Origin of the sequence: Bacillus sp. FSL H8-0492, assembly GCF_038006145.1 — a bacterium.
In the GTDB taxonomy this organism is placed as follows: domain Bacteria; phylum Bacillota; class Bacilli; order Bacillales; family Bacillaceae_G; genus Bacillus_A; species Bacillus_A mycoides.
The window spans coordinates 1-17544 of record NZ_JBBOUP010000003.1; the positions used below are offsets into that span (position 1 = coordinate 1).

The window sequence follows — 17544 nt, forward strand, 5'->3', positions numbered from 1 at the left end:
TTCTTTGGGATATATCCTTTATTTGCACCAGAACCAAAACAAATAACAGACAATCATATTCTATCACGTTTTCAACATGTTAGAAACGATAAACTACATAAATGCTTTTAACAATTGTGTAACTAATGGAGCAACTCCTCCAATGAATGTTAAGACTGCGATTGCAATTGACATCTCAATTCCTCCCCTTTGAAACTTTTTCTTTTTGCCATATTTGCTTTATCTTATACGATTGATGGAGCGTTTGTCATATGTAACTTTGCATATCTCCATTCCACACTTTTCGAACTATATGAGAAACAAGCAAGTAGTTTTTGGGTAAAACCCACCTTTTTGTTATGAAATAATATAAAAGAAATTAATACCGTTTATTCTACATATAAACCAATTGCGGCAACAATCGCTTCCGAAGCATATTCCCATTTTCCATCTGTTAAAGCTCCTAATTGTTGGCCAATTTGTGATAGGAGATCTGGTGTAATCGGAACGCCAAAATATTGAGCAATGATTGCACCAATAGGTGCTGTAATTTTTGTCCATCCACCACGATCGATTTTAATTTCTAAATTTTTGATTACCCCATCTTCTTTTACAAAGCGATAATAGACTTGATCATCTAAACGAAAACTTAAATGATGTGAAATTTGACCATTTACGATAGTTTGATTGCCTAGTTTCGAAATGTAAGCTGGTTTCACATTAAATTCATGGTCAAATACTTTTAATTTTTTTATTTCAGGTCCTAACAAAGCAGCTTGAACCGCTTTATCGAGATTATTCATAGGAATAGCATCTAGATTTTTCGTTTGTTCAATAAAATGGGGTGAGAATACATGAGATGCTTCTACGACTTGTTGCGTGGTCGTTTCTTTTTCTGCAGCAAATACGAATGTAGATGAACCTGTTACTAACATCGCTGCTAAAGCTGTAGCACTGATTACCTTATATCGTTTCATACTTATATTCCTCCTCTTTTCCCTTTTTATTTGCGAAACGTGTCAAATCATGTCATACGAAAGGGTTGGAAACATCATATCACAGCAGGAAATAAATTAAAAGTAAATATTCTGAAATTTCACAATATATTTCGTGCGCTATAAGAAAAGATTTTTAATTTTCGACTCACCCATTCTTTTCCAAAGGAGATTTTGTTCTCATATAGAATTTGTACACCATATCAATTTTTAAGAGGAGTGATTTTCATTGACAGAAATCGTAAAAATTGAGGAACTCAACACATTCTTGCCATTGGCTTCTTTAGAAGCACTACCTGTGGAAGAACAAAAGATGCGACTACAATATTGGAAAGAGCACTTTTCAATCAAAGAAATCTTAGAAGGATTAGGAACCTATAAAAATAAACTCTATGATTTGTATAAAAAACATGAAATTACAACCCAAGGGCACATGCAGGCAAAACGAAAAGGAAAAGGGAAAGAAGAGACTACTCCCAAAGAAGATACACCTAGCAATCTACAATATACTCATTCCACCGAACTAGCTCAAACGCAAATACTTCCACCAACCATTCCCATACAAGAAGTACCCGTAATGCCAGAAACTGAACCGACAACAATTCCGTCAGCACCGATAGAGTCTTCTATTCCAGAATCCTTTCATATCCACTATACAGGTCGTAAATCAAAACAGAAAGTCATTCACCAATTACAAGCCCTTGCTACTCTGTTAGAAGAAGAATCACACGAGCAATATCAATTTTCCATTCAAATCGAAACAGCATGTTTAAAATAAAACAGACAAAGGATGCACACACCTATAATTTTCTTAACCTTTTGTATAAAGTACAACTTATATGAGAACACTGTTAATCATCCATAATATGTATTCCATTTTGAGTAGCCATTATTAGCTACTCTTTTTTATTACGTACTGTTCACTTACAACACTTTTTCAAATGAGATATCGCTCTATATTAGGATACAGAATATTTTTGTATCGTTTCTAGGACAGCTGACACAATGCTTTGCATATGCTGATGCAATTCCGTTACTTGTACCAACAACTTCTCTCTTTTATAGGTTGTCATGTCTCGCATCAATTCTACAGAAAGTCTTTGTATTTCTTAATATGCTTCTGAGCTTTCAAATGCTACTGTCTCTATATACGCTAATTCGGGAAATGAATTGCACTGTTCCTGTTTCTTGCTCTCCCATTGCTGAAATACATATTGAATCCATAGCCGGATTTCTTCTTGCATAAGTATGAATTTCTGTATTTGCTCTTCTTTTTTATTGCCCCTCATTACAGTTCACTCCATTCTATTTCCATATCAAAAACCTCTCAAAATAATTTTTTTATGTTTTATTTTGAGATCCCCTTTGTTTCTAAAACATATAGCTCATTCACCAAAGAATCATATTCTCTTCGTGTGATTTGCTTTCTATACAACTGAATTAATAACTCTTGATGTGCTTTTGAAAATGCCATTTTGTCAATCCATTTGGGATACATGCGATGCCTCTCTCCATTTCTGTTTGAACATTTTGTCACATTGCATTATTTTATCTCGATATTCAAGTTCGTTCAATTAAAAATATAATTTTTTGAAAATATCAATTCACAATTGACTTATAAGTCATTACAATAGACCTATAATATAGGAAAAAGAGGACATTAGACCTTTACAACATATAGGAGATGCACATGAATGACATGAAACTACAAGATGTTATGACCACTAACGAAGCAAGCTATCGATGGAATATTAACGAATCCACCTTACGAATGCGGATTAAAAATAGTTCTATAATCGACGAGTTAAAAACACAAGGATTAATTAAATATTTCCTGAAACCCGGAAACAAACGTGGAGAATATTTATTCACTGTTGAAGCGATGGAACGTCTTTATGGTAAAGAAAAAAGAAGGTAATAGAAAGCCCTCAGCACCCACCAAGACTGCGAGGACTTTCCACAATATCATTTCCATTCAGAAAGGATGACAAATATGTCAAACGCTTTACAAATTAAAAATGATGAAGCTATTGTATCACATTCTGAAAGACCACAACAGACACCTCAGACGCAAAAAAATAAGCTACTTACCAAATATTACGCACTGTGTGAATAGTTTGGAATTGATGGTTGTAACGAGTCTCAACTATACTTTTTCGGTACTTTTCTTGCACCTATTATTCTATTCACAATCACGTACGTGATGGGAGGTGTCTACTATGGCTTCTAATGGAAGCATTAACAAAATTAACGTTGGGGATTATGTAACATTTTCTTACCGTCATAACTTTCTCTGCAAGTAACAGGATACATTGTAAAGGTACTTGAACATATTAGTATGGTAGATATTTCTGAAATGGAATCCTTTTTCCAACTTGGAATTGATGGACGCCAAGTTGTTCGACATGAGCAATATAAACCCATTCCATTCAAATCCTGTAAAAAGTGGCACAGTGAGTATGTACCTATTTGATGTGAGCTATTCTGTGGATGGAAACAACTTTTCAAAGTCTTTTCTGCTGGCTGAGTCGGGAGATGGATTTGAACTCCAACAACCGTTGCAAACCTTGCTGGAACAAGAACACGTTGCACCTGTATACATGATGGAAACAGATTTGGAAGAACTATAACCAATCATACAGCATACACAAAAAAAGAGGTGAAAATATTGATTAGTTTTCTCATAAGTGGTTCTGTTGTCTTATTCTTGGCTGGTGTTTTATTTACATTTCTAAAAAAAGGATTATCTATTTTTTCTAAACGCGCACTGATCGGATTAAAATTATACGGTATCATATTTGTAGGTGTCCTCATCACGTATGTATTCTATTGCTTTCACTATTATGCGCAATAAGGAGGCGTTTTTTTGAAAATTAGTGCCTATACACTTTCTTATACCATCGTAGCACCAAGTGGAGAAATATACCCGACACAAGAAGTAGTCATGTATACAGCCTCACAAGAGCGTGCGATTCAATTACTAGATGATGAAATGCAGCGAAGATTAGGGAAGGGATACAATCGACATATCTCTTGTACAAATCAAGAAAAAGAAGAACATGAACCCATCCAACTGTCCCTTTTCTAACGATAAAAACCCTTCAGGTCGTTAGCTTACCTGAAGGGAAAAATCGAAACAAATGCCCCCTGCTTGTAGGCATTTGTTATGGGTATTCAATATAATGGAATATACGGAACCCCTTGATTATATCATATACTCATATAGAGGAATACTGGAAAATTCATCATGTGTTCCTACACAAAATCCCCTTGGAATCGCATGAAACATGCATGTGACTCTCAAGGGGATTCCCTTTACACACCTCGCGACTACTCTCTTATTCTATAGCCATTCCGTTGCCAAGACTGTGTGCTTCGCTACGCCTTACCTATACTAAAAAAAGAGCAGGCATACAATACAACGTCAGTATTGTGTGCCTGCTATCCATAGGGATTTTGATTTTTGTTGAAGCTACTATGAAAAAAGTGAAACATGTTAAACTCCGCATATTGGAAGTCATATTAATTGATCTTCCTTATTATACAGCAAATATCGATAGGATGACAGAGAAAACCCCTTATTTGAGATGGTTCTCTCTTATTTTACATGCTTTTACATTATAGTACGTGAAATTATTATTTTTCTTTTTAACCATCTCCAATCCCTCACTTCATACAAAAAGCGAAACCCCTTGCGAGAGTAAGAGTTTTCGCTTTTTTATTTTACTAGCATACCCTTTACAACAAGTTGCAATTTATACTTCAGTGTAGTCGCAACTTGTAGCTATTAATATGTATGCTATATTCCACAAAATAATTACATATTTCATTCACTTTTATTAATAATATATGCCTTACTTGTTTTATTATTCTATTTTTTTAAGTTTAAAAAATGAAATTTATGGACAAGTTACTATTAATAAATTAAAAGAAAGCTGGTGGCCCCAATGCCTTGGTTTAAAAAGCCCCGTTCTAAGTTAGGAAAATTTATAGATGCTCATGATCTCAAACAAATTGAAGTAGCTAAAGTAAGCGGTGTAAAAGAAGCTACACTTAGTCGCGTTTGTAATATAAGTAGTGTTTCTCCAACCGCTAAAAACGCTAGTAAGATACTTAGGGCTCTTCGTAAATTAACAGGAAAAAATGTTGATTACACTGATTTTTGGGCTTAGAGAAATTACACAATTGTTTATACGACATCCTGTAGTAGGTATGTTTGCATATATACGCCATATTTCATAGCATAATTCATTAATTGCTTTTCCCTACAGTCAGATATCGTACAGAAGATGATGATGGGCTTAATTTGTTGTTGCTTCTGATAAATGTTAGTTAAATAAGCATAATACTGTATTTTCTTTTCATTCACTTTCATATGCTGTAGCCGGTCTACTTCTACAAAGTGAGGAACATTGTCTTTTGTGAAAAATGCGTCTGGAACAATTGTTTTTTCTTCCCCTTGATAGCGCAGAGTGATGACTTGCTCTGTCTTCCAGTCAGGAAAATCTAGCCACATCCATGCTTCATTTCGCAATAAAATATGTTCTAATTGATGCTTCTTTTTTCTTTCTTTTGCCTGTATGCCGAGTAGTGCCATCCCTTTTTTATTGAGATAATACACATACTCTCGGTTGTGCGAAGTCACATGACAGTAGGAGCGTAAATCCTTCAGAATACGATTGGCATTCCGAATGCTACCTAGACAATGAATGGCTTGCAACTGTCGTCTAGACGCAAATTCCAATTTACTTAAACTCGATAAAATCTCGATGTGTCTCGCTTTTTGTTTCAGTTTTTGATGTTTCAATTTGTTTCACCACCTTATACTGTTTTAATGCATTCCACATTTCCTTATTGGACAGATAAGGCACTTGAATTTCTTCTACACGATCTGTTTTGAAAAGCGCTCGCCCTGGTATGGATGGAAGTTCTTCTAATCCACTTTCATCTATCGCCACTTGTGAAGCCACTACGGTCGGTAAGCGGAATCCAATCTTCGCATCACTATTTTGTTTAATCTGTCTTGGTAAGGTATCAGAAGTCGGGTATTGGGTGCAAAAAATCAGTCGAAACCCCAATGCTCCGCCAATCCTCGCTATTTCCGATAACATTTCTTGACACATATAGAGCATATCTCTCTTTTGTTTTGGCAATCCCTGTGTTGGGCACAAGTTCGCTGATTCATCAACTATAATGAAATAGCGTTCTTTGATTGGTGTATCTACAATGTTGGTAAAATAAGATTCTTTCATGCGTACTACCTGTTCTACCATCTTTTCACGGATACGATTCAACATATCAAATGCTTGCATGGGATTCTCCGCCACTTCTTCTACCTGTAATAAGTCCCCATAGGGACTAAACTCTAAACCTTCTTTTAAGTCAATGACATATAGTTTTACATGATTGGATTGCTGTAAAATTAAGCTGGTCATAATATTTTTGAGAAAACCTGTCTTGCCAAAACGAGTCATCCCACTCACGCACATATGCGGTGTTTTTTCAAAATCATGATAAATCATTCGATCTAACGCTCTTCCAATGATGACGTTCCATGTCTTCTCTCGTAACAATTCATTGGACCAATGCCATTTTTCAGGAATACATTGCTGGAATACCCGTATAAACAGCTCCCGTCGTTGAAAGGAAATCATGACGGGTTTATACAGCCCTTCCTCTAATACTTGCGCTAACTTCTGTATGAGCTGACTCGGCACACCTAATGGCAGCCGATAGACAAATGTTGTACTAATATCATCCTCTGTTTGTTTCAAAAATACGGGGTACTGCATTTCTCCTTTATGCTGTACACACACTTTCGTGATTTCAAAAAACGCTTTGATTTTCTTTTTATCACTTAGCTCTTTTCCCTTAAAAAAATACGCTACTGTTAAAAAAGTAACTGGAATTACCAAAAGCGAAAACATAAACTCCATACCTCCCTAGAGGTAGTTGGGGTTATGTAGTACATAAGAAAGAAGTTGTTTCCATGCATTGCGACAGCTCCCTTCAACTACCCGATGAAATACTAGCGTAGAAATACATCGAGCATATCACGTAGCACATACCAGACCGTGCCAATCAACAAGCATTTAAGACCCGCACGTAGCACCCAATCGGGAAGGTGAAGCCCTTTTCTTTTCAGCAATTTAATACCCATAACGGTTGCACCTGTCACGCCATATACAACCCCTAATTCGCCTACAATGGTCATGTTATCGCCATCCTTTCGGTTGAATGGATAAATTCCCTTGGGAATCCTTAAACAACTGATAATCTTCTAATAACTCATTCCAAGAGACAGGATGTTCATCATCATATAAATCTTCTTCAATTTTTTGACTTAAATAATAATAACCTCGGTACTGTCGGTCCAGATACACGTCATGACGTAGCATGTGCTCCTGTATCGCTGTTACATCCTCTTCTTTTCTTGTACTTTTGTACATTTGTTGCAATGTACGAGAAGAATAGAGATACGGTGTGCTGTACAACATTTGATATTGACTCATACATCCTCACCATCCATATAAAATTCTAGGTTCTTTAGATACATATGAGGGAGTAGAAGAAAACTAAAGTTGTACAAAAAATAAATACTAGACCCACGGCAACGATTAATGCTTTTTCGGGCCATTCACAGATCTAATGATAAGAAAATTGTTCTTATCTGCCATAAGATAACTAAAAAATGTTAACTCTTCATGTTGAAATTTTAAACGATAACAGTTTTAAATTTTCTCAATATTATAATTATTATTTTTATGTTAAAATAATAAGACTTAAAAATTAAAAAAGGAGACTCATAATGAATTTAATGCAATCTAGTTCTAACAACCAATTAGTAATCGAATTAGAAAAGTGGTATTCATTAATTCGAAAACAACATGTAAAAGAAGCTGAAAAATACTACACTTCAATTAACGTATCCTTTTCCAAAACAGCTTCTCCAATAGCTACGTTATACTTATTATTTCGTTATAGGTACTTAATACTATTAGAGGATTATCAAAGTGATTTAGAACTAAATATCTCACAGTTTGATAGTGATTTTAAATTGAACTATTATTATCATTTTTTCAAATTCATACACCGTACAAATACTGGAGATTATCAACAAGCTCAATATTATTTTGATAATGCCAAAGAATTACTAAAATATATTGATGACGAATGCGAAATTGCAGAATTTAATTATCGCGCCTCTCTTTACTATTACTATCTAGATGATCCTATATTAGCGATTCATCATAGTAATAGTAGTCTTAATTTATTTTCTCAATATAATGAATACGAAATAAAAATAGCTGCCTGCGAAAACACTCTAGGCATGTCCTATACAACATTAGAAAAATGGCAATTGGCTGAAGAATATTTACTTTCATCACTTAACACGTTCAAAAATCACAATCTACAACAATGCGTTTTAAAAGTAACTTACAATTTAGGGTTATTGTATTCTGAACAAAACCGCCCTAATCTGGCTATAGAGCACCTTTTGAACTCTTTTGAAAATGAAAAAGACTATAAAACAATGTTTCTTTTAGCTCGTGAATATTACAAATCAAATAACCACACACAAGCGTTATTTTTATTACAGAAAGGCTTGCCTTTCTGTGATAAGCTATATACACAGCATTATAATATCCTCATGGCTTTCATTGAAAATAAACCGTTAGAAGAATTAGAAGATATCATAACAACCGCTATAGAATATCTAGAACCGCATAGACTATGGAAAGACATTCAATTCTATAGTGATGAATTAGCAATTCGTTATTTAAACCAAAAAAACCCTGAAAAATCTAACGAATTCTTTTATAAAAGTTATACTACCAAAAAATCACTTAATTAATGGGAGGTAATAAAATGAAAATATTAAAATTTACTATATTAACAATAATGAGTATTGGATTATTATCATTCGGTTTACCCAACGACCATAATCAAGAACTAGGAATTGATCAAAAATCAAATAAAATTCTTATTCAATATGGTCACGGCAAAGGAATTTAACCAAATAAAAAAACGGTATTTTCATACCGCTTTTTTATTTGGTTTCAAAGCGAATATCTCTCCCATCTTCTCCAATTGTTCGTTTATTATTGGAAATTGATTTTGCTTCGGGAAGCATTTCTCCTGTAGAACGATTAGTCCAATTCGAACTACTATTGATACGCCATTCTTTATTTTCCTCTATCCACTCTATCCAAAATTCAATATCTACCATTTGCCCATACACAGTAGCAGGCTTACTATATTTCACATATGTCGTGATTGTTTGATTTGGCTGATCGATTTGACTGTATGTATCTAATACTTGAAAAGTTTGTATATTCCCTTCTTTAGTTGCGGCCCTCCAGTCTGCAAGGTACGAATACTTCGGCAATAATTCTTCTTGAACACGCTTCGTTAAATATTTCTGTTGTATCCCACGTACCGTTTCATCCGATATCCTACTATCTTTTTTAAATAAATAATGATCTAAATATTCTTTCGTGCGTTGCTCCACGACTTTTACATCATCAGCTGTTAATTTCTTTTTTTGCTCTTTCTTTTGAGAAGTTTGTTGCACTTCCTGTTTTGCTACTTGTTCCGTAGGAGAGGAATCACCGCTTTTGGCTACGATGATTCCGACCATAACTCCCACTACAAGGAGTAAAGCACCGATGACACTATATAACACCTTTGTCTGTTTCAAGCTATTCACCCTTTCCTTCTATAGTTCTAAACCTCTATGTTTCATTTTTTGCCTTCTGATTTCTTGTTGATGCTCATATTCTCTTTCTTTTGCTTCTTGACGCATTTTTTGACGCGTACGCTCCAGAATATCTGATACTTCCAGTAAACCATCTAAACGATTTTCTTTCTCTTGGAATTGATGATACGACAACTTCAGTTCTTCCAACTCTGCTTGGCGTGCTTCCCCATTTTCTTTGACTAACTCTTGCTTGAGTTGTAGAACCTCTTTCGCCTTTTCAATACGCTCCTGTACAGCCTGATACTCTTTGAGTAATGTTTGATCTCGTAGTACCACTCGCTTGAACGTATTCCCTTTTGTTTCTAACTCTTTCTTCTCTTCTTCTGCTTGTGCTAAGACTTGTTCTGCCTGGTGTACTTTCGCAAATTTTTGTACCACCGCTGATACATGCGAAATACTTTGCTTCACATGCAATTTTTTACGAATAATTTTATCTTGTAGGTCTTCCAAGTTCCCTTGACGATTCACAAAATCATACACCGTGCCACTTTCTTCATTCCACAGTTTCATTTGAACCAATACTTGTCGCTCTTTTTGACTCAGTAAATGACGATGGGTATACAAGTCTTTCAGCTCTGGATATGTTTCTCCCACATAACGAATCGCTTGTTCTTCCAATACCTTTTTCGCTTGTTGAATAAGTGGTAATTGCACTTCCGCTATCCGTTCTTTCCGAAGCGCTTCTTTCTCTATTTTCCCTACATTCCACTTCATTCGTTGTAAACTATATGCTAGGTTATTTACATCAATTCCTTTTTGAGTTAACCACGTTTTTAATTTCTCTAATTGATATTGATGAGAACTTGTTTTTCTCCACTTTGAAGAAAGTTTTTGATACTCACCTGCTCGTTCAATCGCAAGTTCATATGCCATTCTTTTTGTTCTAGCTTCATCTAATATGATCTTAATTGGTGTATTCGTTAATTGTTCTTGCAACTGGTCAATAGCCACAGACACATTGTGATAGGTTACTTCTTTCCGTAATACTTGTTTGGCTTCCTGTAACATCTTTTCTTCTTTTTGCTGTAGCGAAAGTTTTGTTACATAAGATATACTTTCTTCTTCTGTTACATCTCTTCCCGTCTCTTGTTTCCAGCTTAACCACTTACTCATAACAGGGCTATTTTCTGTCATCCCTAATGATTGAATAACCCCTTGTGTTTTCGGATATTGTTTCAACTCTTGTTCACAACGTTCTACTAAAATCTTACGAGCTTTCACTAACACTTTTGCTTGCTCAATAATGTGTTCCACACGTTCCGAACGTTTTTGTTTTTGTTCCGCCACTTTCCATTTATGAAGTTGCTTTCTACGCTTATCAATGGCATCAATGGTTACTTCTTTTCTGATAATTTTTCCCGCTTCTGATAGCACTTCATTTTCTTTCACTCTTTGCACAATCATGCCCATAGAAAGTGAAGGCGATTGTTTCATTTCTTCTAACAATTGAATCGCAATTTCTGGGTGTTTTTCTTCCTTCCAATCACGAAGATATACGCTGTATCCTTGGCGAGAAAGATAGGACATCGCTTGCAATTCATACCACTGAATGGCTTGTTTCGTATCCTCTCTTTGTGCTTCTAATATATTCATATTTGACACAAAACGAGTATCCGAAATACGTCCATCATTCTGCTGTTTTTGCATACTCTTTTCCCAACGATCTAACAGGACTACATGAGATTGTAGACGTTCATAAGTTACAGATTGCTTCAGATGACTTTCAACCTTTTCCATAACCATGTCACGCTCGACCGCTTCTACAAGTGACACCATATCTTCTGTTTGCAATTCTTTCATTTTTTCATACATGCGAACCGAATATTCACCTTGTAATTCCATTGGTTGTTCTTGAATATATACGTGCAGATTTTTCTCTTCTAACTGTCGATAAGCGGATGTTTCAATTTGCTCTTTTAACCATGTATAAGAATGTAATTTCTGTTTCGATTTACTATCTTGTAAACGTTCTTGTTGTTTCGTAACAAGCTCGATTTTTTTATTAAGATCGACATATCCTTTTACGGATATCTCTACTTTTGAAATCGAATCTGTTTCTTTCTTTTGTTGTTCTTTAACGAGCGATTGTCTCTTTTCTTGTAAGGAAATGAGACGCTGATTATAGGCTTGCACACGACGATTATATTCTCCTGTTTCTGTACGAATCCCACGTTTCTCTAACTGATGTTCTTTATAACCGATATGCTTTGTTGGTAACAACTCAATTCCTCGTTCTTCGTAAGAACGATGGTCAATTCTCTCTTGTACATTTTCTTTTTCTAAAGACAAATTTGCATACTTCGCCCATGCTTCTCTCCATGCAAGTAGATTTTCTTTCTTATCCCAATCTCTATTTTTCTTTTTCACAAATCCATCCTGAGAAATCTCACGAGTTGTCAATAAAATGTGGGCATGAGGATTATTTTTATCATCTCGGTGAATGGCAACATCAGCAATCATGCCTTGTTGTACAAATGTATCATGTGTAAACGTTAAAACAAGTTCTCGTTGTTGTTCTTCTGACAATTCATTCGGGATTGCTACAACCACTTCTCTTGCTAATCGACTGTTTCCTCTTTTTTCAAAACGTTCTACTTCATTCCATAAATCTTGACGACGAAAAACCCATGATGGTGCTTCAGAAGGTGCTAGGATATGCGTCTCAGGTTGCACGGTACGAGAGTAGTATTTGGTTTCTTTTGTTCGTTCACAATACAATGCTTCACCACTTCGATACGCAGCACTCGCTACTACATTTTGTTGTTTCTTTCTTGAAATTGTTTTTACCTTTAAATGATAAATCGCCATATCCTAGCTCACCTCCTCAAATTTGATACTTCCACTATACAAACCCCGTAGGGAACAACCGATGTATTTCGGTTGGTAAAACGTACAAACTGAAAGTTTGTGTAAGTGCGCACTGTACGTTCCTTACAGTGAATATTTTACCATCTTTTCTTCTTTCTTTCTATAATTTTCTGAATTATTTTTATTGATTTTATTATCCACACAAATTATAATTGATGTACATAGTTTTTCTATCTACTGAAATTCAGGTGATAAAAAATGAAACATGAAACAGAGTTAAAAAAGATTGAACGAGAATTAGAGTACTTAAAGATCACAAAACGAGAATTGCAATTTCAAGATAAGCAACATGATAGAAAAAAACGAACGAAACGATTAATAGAAACAGGTGCGTTATGCGAAAAATACTTCGATATGTACCACATGACAATTGAAGATCGAGAGGAAGTATTTAAAATATTTTCTAATTACATCAAAGCAAATATGCCTAATCGTTTTCATAAAAAAGAAAATACTTAGTAGGTTAACAAAGTAATTTATAAAAGGTGGTAGATTACATGAGTAATAAAACCGTAGAAAAATTAAAAATACTTTTAGAAAAGGAAGAACAACTCAAAAAAGCAAAACAAGAATTAAAAAGAAAAGTGAAACTTGAGGAAAAGAAAAAAAGAGAGAAGCTGTGTAAAGATACTGGTGAACTAACAGAAAAATATTTCAATATTGAGCATCTATCTATCGAAGAACGAGAAGTATTATTTGAATCAATTTCTATTCGTGTTAATGAAAAAATTGAGAATTTATTTTCTAGCGCACAACAAATAAAATATATTTCATCTGAAGATGAAAATAACAATACTGTTTCCAAACATTCTTCTGTAGCTCTGTAGACCTTCTAAGTAACTATACTCATACAAAGGGGGATTATTATTTTCATGCATCTGACAACGTACGTTGTGTTAAATATGTTTGATAGTACACTTTCATTCATCCAAGCAAGTAACCTAGAACAAGCTTGTGAAAATCTGAAACATTCTTCATTTGACTTGCAAAAGACGTGGAGAATACATGATATATCTTGCTATAGCAAAAAAGATGAAATAATGATATCAGCTCACAATAAATCCGACAATAATTATGTTCGTTATCTCATTATGAGTAAGAGAAAATGGGATGAAGAAAAAGGTAAATTTCAAACTGTATTTAGAGAGATATCTTATCACAATAAGTGATGAAATCCTCTCTTCATTTTTAAAATTTTTAGTGAAAGAAGGACTTCCCTTGATTCAAATAAAAAGTTTCCTATTGGAACGTGATGTTCAATGAAATATTGTATGAAATGCAATAATATAGTTGAACACCTAAGTTATAGTACGTTACGTAAAATCAAAAAATCCGCCGCTGAGTTCAAGCATTCGGATAAAGAAGAAATGCACAAAATTAAAATCTCCTCACTTCAGTTTTCCAACAAAAAAATTTGTGAATATTGCTATTTAGAAGATTTAGCATACCTCACAACAATTATGAGAATAAAAGCCATACAACAAGAAAAATCCCTGTCTTAGAATTTCGTTTCTACGAACAGGGATTTTTTACTGACATTATTTTTTGGGGCTCATTTGTTTTTTCTTCATTTGTTCTTGATTCCATTCAAAGGTGATATCTTTAATTTCTTTCAAATCTAATTTCTCCGCTGGAATAATATCTATAATGGAGCCTTTAAACAAACAATGCGTCTTTTCTTCTGTTTGAACAAAAATAGTATAGGTATCTCTCCCATCTATAATTCCCTTTACCGACTTCCCACCTTACAGCACAAACGTACAAGGCATCTTCTTATGATCTAAATATTGCATGACGAAATCCAATTCTATATACATTTCATCTCTCCCTTTCTATTGTACAAAATGCTAAAAATTAATTATCAATTCCCGAAAATTATCATCTTGAACTAATCGCCAAATATTGTACTCTCATCAACGTCATCCAAATAAGCATTAGCTTTTTGTTTCTCTTCAATTGACTCTGATTCTTGTTGTGCTTTTACTTTCTCGCTCATATCCACTTTCTCAATATGCTTTTCTTCTTTCTCGACTTTTTGTTCCTTTACTTCAGCAATTGGAACATTCTTGTTTTGATGAAAATTATTTATATTCGCGTTTTCTAGCAACGCTGAAATGTCTTGATAAAACTTTTCCTTCATGAACAGATCTCTTTGCATTTTCTTCGATACTTCATAATCTGTTACATCATCTATTCCGTACTGATCTACAAAATGTAAAACTAACGTAATTAACGATTCAGATAGATTCGTTTGTGCATTGAGCCAATCATAAAATTTGGGATTTGTCTCTTTTTTAAAATTCCAATTGTATTGTTCTCTCTGTTTCTGTTTACTCATTTCTTAGCCACCTTAGAAGCCAATTTCTTACTTAAAATCTCCATACCTCTAACATTCATTTCTGTTGCATAAGTTGGTGAAATCCACAGTAATTGCATATCATTTACTTCACAAAACTCAAATGCTTTTTTATACAAATCTTCTTTTAGCGCAATGCTTCCTCCTCCGTAAACCGCGAGAACTTCAGCTTGGCTAGCTGTTTTATAAACATATGCTTTTTCGATATCATCATAAATCCCTTGAGCTTGCATATAACGAGTTTCTTCTAAAAATTCTACAGCCTTATCATGTTTTTTATCATTAGGATCAGTAACTAATTCACTGAATTGTTGACGATTGATATCTACGCCACCCTCATATTCTTCTTGCAACAATTTAATTGCTCCCTCTATTGCATGACCAATCCCTCTTTTTTCTCCCCAACAAGCGTCTGGAACAGGGTTTAAACCCTTCGAAAAAATGTATTCAGAGGTACCATCTCCAATATCAGCGTGCAGAATTTTTTTATTTTTAAAATATTCACCATTTACTTTTTCCTCTACCAATAGATTAGCTTTTCTTTTTTTAACCTCTTTATCATTTTCTTTACTATCTGTTTCTTTTTTATACAACTTATTAAAGTCATCGAACATATCTTGATTCCCTTCAAAGATGGCATATAAAGCTGGAATACCTTCACGAGTTACTTTTACAGTTTCAAATTCGATTTGCACTGTTACTTTTTCTTCACCCACGTACACGATCACAATATGCACATTTTCTTTAAAACGGCTTTCTAGGAAACGAGCTTTCTTTCCTTCATATTCAGAAGCTGGAATGGCTAATATTAGTGATGCAGGTACCTCTATACTTTTTGATAATTCTCCTACTTCTTCATAAATCGTTTGAACCGCTTTTGTTGCCATAACAGATAGAACATTAACCACTGGTATATCTCGTTTATATTTATCTCCCAATTCAATATCAAGGGCATCAGGCTTACCATTTGAATGTGCAGCACGATATCCTACATAGAATTTTCCATCACGTTCAATTGCATCACTTGTTACATGAACACAAATCTCATTCATTAAATTAGTTACACTTTGTTGCAAACTTCCTTCTTTATTTGTCACGCGGCCAAATACACGCTTATTTACATCTGGTAGTTTGATTACCTTTCCACCATTAATCACCATTTTCAATTCACTATTTCCGATATCAGCGACTGTTCTCATCATCATATTCAAAAACCACCCTTTTCATATAATTTTTATACGTTTTTTATATTTTAAACCATCCGCCTTTAGATTTCAATAAAGCACGCATTTATTTCATATATTTTATATATATTTTTTGTATTAAAAATATTTTATCTTTAACCAAAAACATACCGATATACACTTTTTATTTATTTTTCATATGCAATTCATATATTTAATATATAAATTGTATATGAATAAAGTGTACAAAACCCTAAAAGGGGATGATATATAAATTAAATATATAATATGTATATTTTTCATATGGTTTAAATACATTATTTCTGCGTTTTAAAAGATAAGACTTATAAGGTAATCGTAATAAAATCGGGATCGTTGGTCGGTATTGTGATTTTAGAACGGATAATTCAGAATACAGCCCTTTACCTTACTAATTAAAAAGAAAAAAAGGAAACTCTAAGCTATATTTCGAGTTTCCTTTTTTTAAAATCATCGGTTCCCACAATCAAACAGTGGTGGAATACACATTGTATCTGTCCATGATACCGGACTGAGCGTTCTTTTCGAGGGAGGATAAGGAATGGACAGATTTGCCTATCCCAAACGCTTGAACCTATGCAAATAGGTTTGAAGGTCTTCCAAACCTGTTTGCCTGGCTAGCGCCGAGCGATTCCCTTCCAAGCTTGGAAGGGGTTGGGGATGGTTGGCTTACTTCCAGAATTGCCACCAGCGTTTCTTTTTTTGCTTCTTTTGTTTAGAATCTAATACTTCCCGTAGTGTTTGTAGCAACAACTCATCTCGTTTTTTTATGCTTTCATCGACATATTTCCGCAATTCCTCCATTTCTTTCCTGATCCTTGCTATCTCATCTACTGTGTCAATTGGTGAAGAGGTGTCCTGAGGTTGTTTAATTTGTTTGTTTTGACTGTCAAAGTTGTCCATTGTGTCCTCACTATTGTTTGAACTGTTTACAACGTTGTAAACACATTCAGGAATTGTCCCAAAACCTTGTGTATGTAATTCCATCATTTTTGTAAATAGCTCTACATCACGGGTTGAATACCATATTCGGCCATTCTTTTTCTGGAATGTATGGCCCAAACGTCTGAAATGCGCCGTGTATGTCCGCAATGTGCTTGGGGGTATGTTTAGCTTGTTTACAACGTCCGAACTGTTTAATAGACGTTGTGGACGTTGTAATGAGATTACGTGACTCATACAATCAACTCCTAATTAAATTTTTAGAGATTAAGTCAGTTGCTGTAGCAATTCTAAGGGATTTATGAAAACCCTTGTGCTTCGCTAAAACTAGTTGAATTTCCCTAAAAGTTTTAATTCTATTTACGAGGTTTGTCAAAATTTTCTATGAAATTTTAAATGTATGAAAAATACGCTTTTTAT

At 34.4% G+C, this 17544-nt stretch carries 21 protein-coding genes; 10 read left to right on the plus strand and 11 right to left on the minus strand.

The features are described from left to right. Positions 1–368: 368 nt before the first annotated feature. Positions 369–962: a methyltransferase gene (locus tag MHH66_RS27960; protein WP_165689478.1), complete on the minus strand. Its 594-nt coding sequence runs from the start codon at positions 960–962 to the stop codon at positions 369–371. 241 nt (positions 963–1203) lie between these two features. Here MHH66_RS27960 and MHH66_RS27965 point away from each other — a divergent pair, with 241 nt between their 5' ends. Continuing rightward, a complete protein-coding gene (locus MHH66_RS27965; protein ID WP_078185678.1) occupies positions 1204–1752 on the plus strand; it encodes a hypothetical protein in 549 nt (182 codons plus the stop codon). 331 nt (positions 1753–2083) lie between these two features. On the opposite strand, the gene MHH66_RS27970 is transcribed toward MHH66_RS27965, so the two are convergent. Then, on the minus strand, positions 2084–2263 hold the full coding sequence (locus MHH66_RS27970) for a hypothetical protein (protein WP_234803749.1): 180 nt from the start codon (positions 2261–2263) through the stop codon (positions 2084–2086). A gap of 401 nt (positions 2264–2664) precedes the next feature. Here MHH66_RS27970 and MHH66_RS27975 point away from each other — a divergent pair, with 401 nt between their 5' ends. The 4 genes from MHH66_RS27975 (at position 2665) to MHH66_RS27995 (ending at position 5146) form a co-directional block, all read left to right on the plus strand. After that, positions 2665–2892 carry a helix-turn-helix domain-containing protein gene (locus MHH66_RS27975; RefSeq protein WP_078185679.1) on the plus strand — a complete coding sequence of 76 codons (228 nt, stop codon included), beginning with the start codon at positions 2665–2667 and terminating at the stop codon, positions 2890–2892. A gap of 457 nt (positions 2893–3349) precedes the next feature. Beyond that, entirely contained in the window at positions 3350–3604 is a 255-nt protein-coding gene (locus tag MHH66_RS27985) for a hypothetical protein (protein WP_340868150.1), read from the plus strand. Positions 3605–3840: 236 nt separating this feature from the next. Then, positions 3841–4062: a hypothetical protein gene (locus MHH66_RS27990; RefSeq protein WP_065486452.1), complete on the plus strand. Its 222-nt coding sequence runs from the start codon at positions 3841–3843 to the stop codon at positions 4060–4062. Between the two features lie 859 nt (positions 4063–4921). Beyond that, on the plus strand, positions 4922–5146 hold the full coding sequence (locus tag MHH66_RS27995) for a helix-turn-helix domain-containing protein (protein WP_016112081.1): 225 nt from the start codon (positions 4922–4924) through the stop codon (positions 5144–5146). 17 nt (positions 5147–5163) lie between these two features. Here MHH66_RS27995 and MHH66_RS28000 read toward each other — a convergent pair whose 3' ends face one another. The 4 genes from MHH66_RS28000 to MHH66_RS28015 form a co-directional block, all read right to left on the minus strand. Continuing rightward, on the minus strand, positions 5164–5781 hold the full coding sequence (locus tag MHH66_RS28000) for a replication-relaxation family protein (protein ID WP_078185681.1): 618 nt from the start codon (positions 5779–5781) through the stop codon (positions 5164–5166). Then, positions 5720–6901, minus strand: a complete 1182-nt coding sequence (locus MHH66_RS28005) for an FtsK/SpoIIIE domain-containing protein (RefSeq protein ID WP_078185682.1) — start codon at positions 6899–6901, stop codon at positions 5720–5722. Before MHH66_RS28005 ends, MHH66_RS28000 begins: the two co-directional genes overlap by 62 nt. A 101-nt stretch (positions 6902–7002) precedes the next feature. Further along, positions 7003–7188, minus strand: coding sequence for a hypothetical protein (locus MHH66_RS28010; protein WP_078185683.1), 186 nt, complete (start codon positions 7186–7188; stop codon positions 7003–7005). Between the two features lies 1 nt (position 7189). Then, the gene (locus tag MHH66_RS28015) at positions 7190–7486 is read right to left on the minus strand and encodes a hypothetical protein (protein ID WP_000085122.1); all 297 of its coding nucleotides are present in this window, start codon (positions 7484–7486) and stop codon (positions 7190–7192) included. Positions 7487–7782: 296 nt separating this feature from the next. On the opposite strand from MHH66_RS28015, the gene MHH66_RS28020 reads away from it, so the two are divergent. After that, complete coding sequence (locus MHH66_RS28020) at positions 7783–8829, plus strand: hypothetical protein (protein WP_078185684.1); 1047 nt, start codon at positions 7783–7785, stop codon at positions 8827–8829. A 14-nt stretch (positions 8830–8843) separates the two neighbouring features. Then, a complete protein-coding gene (locus tag MHH66_RS28025) occupies positions 8844–8990 on the plus strand; it encodes a hypothetical protein (protein ID WP_000698019.1) in 147 nt (48 codons plus the stop codon). A gap of 34 nt (positions 8991–9024) precedes the next feature. On the opposite strand, the gene MHH66_RS28030 is transcribed toward MHH66_RS28025, so the two are convergent. Together MHH66_RS28030 and mobQ are read right to left on the minus strand one after the other, a co-directional pair. Beyond that, positions 9025–9684, minus strand: coding sequence for a hypothetical protein (locus MHH66_RS28030; protein WP_078185685.1), 660 nt, complete (start codon positions 9682–9684; stop codon positions 9025–9027). A gap of 9 nt (positions 9685–9693) precedes the next feature. Further along, the gene (gene mobQ, locus MHH66_RS28035; protein WP_078185686.1) at positions 9694–12543 is read right to left on the minus strand and encodes a MobQ family relaxase; all 2850 of its coding nucleotides are present in this window, start codon (positions 12541–12543) and stop codon (positions 9694–9696) included. Between the two features lie 258 nt (positions 12544–12801). Here mobQ and MHH66_RS28040 point away from each other — a divergent pair, with 258 nt between their 5' ends. Genes MHH66_RS28040 through MHH66_RS28050 form a run of 3 tightly spaced genes read left to right on the plus strand, consistent with a single transcriptional unit; the run spans position 12802 to position 13772 of the window. Continuing rightward, positions 12802–13062, plus strand: coding sequence for a hypothetical protein (locus MHH66_RS28040; protein ID WP_078185687.1), 261 nt, complete (start codon positions 12802–12804; stop codon positions 13060–13062). A gap of 38 nt (positions 13063–13100) precedes the next feature. Next, on the plus strand, positions 13101–13430 hold the full coding sequence (locus MHH66_RS28045) for a restriction endonuclease (RefSeq protein ID WP_078185688.1): 330 nt from the start codon (positions 13101–13103) through the stop codon (positions 13428–13430). 45 nt (positions 13431–13475) lie between these two features. After that, positions 13476–13772, plus strand: a complete 297-nt coding sequence (locus MHH66_RS28050) for a hypothetical protein (protein WP_078185689.1) — start codon at positions 13476–13478, stop codon at positions 13770–13772. Positions 13773–14491: 719 nt separating this feature from the next. Here MHH66_RS28050 and MHH66_RS28055 read toward each other — a convergent pair. From MHH66_RS28055 to MHH66_RS28065, 3 genes are all read right to left on the minus strand, one after another. After that, positions 14492–14941: a hypothetical protein gene (locus MHH66_RS28055; protein WP_078185690.1), complete on the minus strand. Its 450-nt coding sequence runs from the start codon at positions 14939–14941 to the stop codon at positions 14492–14494. Continuing rightward, positions 14938–16164, minus strand: coding sequence for a ParM/StbA family protein (locus tag MHH66_RS28060; RefSeq protein ID WP_078185691.1), 1227 nt, complete (start codon positions 16162–16164; stop codon positions 14938–14940). Before MHH66_RS28060 ends, MHH66_RS28055 begins: the two co-directional genes overlap by 4 nt. A gap of 687 nt (positions 16165–16851) precedes the next feature. Continuing rightward, a complete protein-coding gene (locus tag MHH66_RS28065) occupies positions 16852–17361 on the minus strand; it encodes a MerR family transcriptional regulator (protein ID WP_078185692.1) in 510 nt (169 codons plus the stop codon). Positions 17362–17544: the final 183 nt, after the last annotated feature.

Excerpts from the sequence above, each read along its gene's own strand:
- MHH66_RS28065 (WP_078185692.1), bottom strand. The coding sequence starts at position 17,361 with ATGAGTCACGTAATCTCATTACAACGTCCACAACGTCTATTAAACAGT.
- MHH66_RS28060 (WP_078185691.1), bottom strand. The coding sequence starts at position 16,164 with ATGATGATGAGAACAGTCGCTGATATCGGAAATAGTGAATTGAAAATG.
- MHH66_RS27970 (WP_234803749.1), bottom strand. The coding sequence starts at position 2,263 with ATGAGGGGCAATAAAAAAGAAGAGCAAATACAGAAATTCATACTTATG.
- MHH66_RS27995 (WP_016112081.1), top strand. The coding sequence starts at position 4,922 with ATGCCTTGGTTTAAAAAGCCCCGTTCTAAGTTAGGAAAATTTATAGAT.
- MHH66_RS28020 (WP_078185684.1), top strand. The coding sequence starts at position 7,783 with ATGAATTTAATGCAATCTAGTTCTAACAACCAATTAGTAATCGAATTA.
- MHH66_RS28040 (WP_078185687.1), top strand. The coding sequence starts at position 12,802 with ATGAAACATGAAACAGAGTTAAAAAAGATTGAACGAGAATTAGAGTAC.
- MHH66_RS28025 (WP_000698019.1), top strand. The coding sequence starts at position 8,844 with ATGAAAATATTAAAATTTACTATATTAACAATAATGAGTATTGGATTA.
- MHH66_RS28045 (WP_078185688.1), top strand. The coding sequence starts at position 13,101 with ATGAGTAATAAAACCGTAGAAAAATTAAAAATACTTTTAGAAAAGGAA.
- MHH66_RS28010 (WP_078185683.1), bottom strand. The coding sequence starts at position 7,188 with ATGACCATTGTAGGCGAATTAGGGGTTGTATATGGCGTGACAGGTGCA.
- MHH66_RS27975 (WP_078185679.1), top strand. The coding sequence starts at position 2,665 with ATGAATGACATGAAACTACAAGATGTTATGACCACTAACGAAGCAAGC.
- mobQ (WP_078185686.1), bottom strand. The coding sequence starts at position 12,543 with ATGGCGATTTATCATTTAAAGGTAAAAACAATTTCAAGAAAGAAACAA.
- MHH66_RS28005 (WP_078185682.1), bottom strand. The coding sequence starts at position 6,901 with ATGTTTTCGCTTTTGGTAATTCCAGTTACTTTTTTAACAGTAGCGTAT.
- MHH66_RS28055 (WP_078185690.1), bottom strand. The coding sequence starts at position 14,941 with ATGAGTAAACAGAAACAGAGAGAACAATACAATTGGAATTTTAAAAAA.
- MHH66_RS28050 (WP_078185689.1), top strand. The coding sequence starts at position 13,476 with ATGCATCTGACAACGTACGTTGTGTTAAATATGTTTGATAGTACACTT.
- MHH66_RS28015 (WP_000085122.1), bottom strand. The coding sequence starts at position 7,486 with ATGAGTCAATATCAAATGTTGTACAGCACACCGTATCTCTATTCTTCT.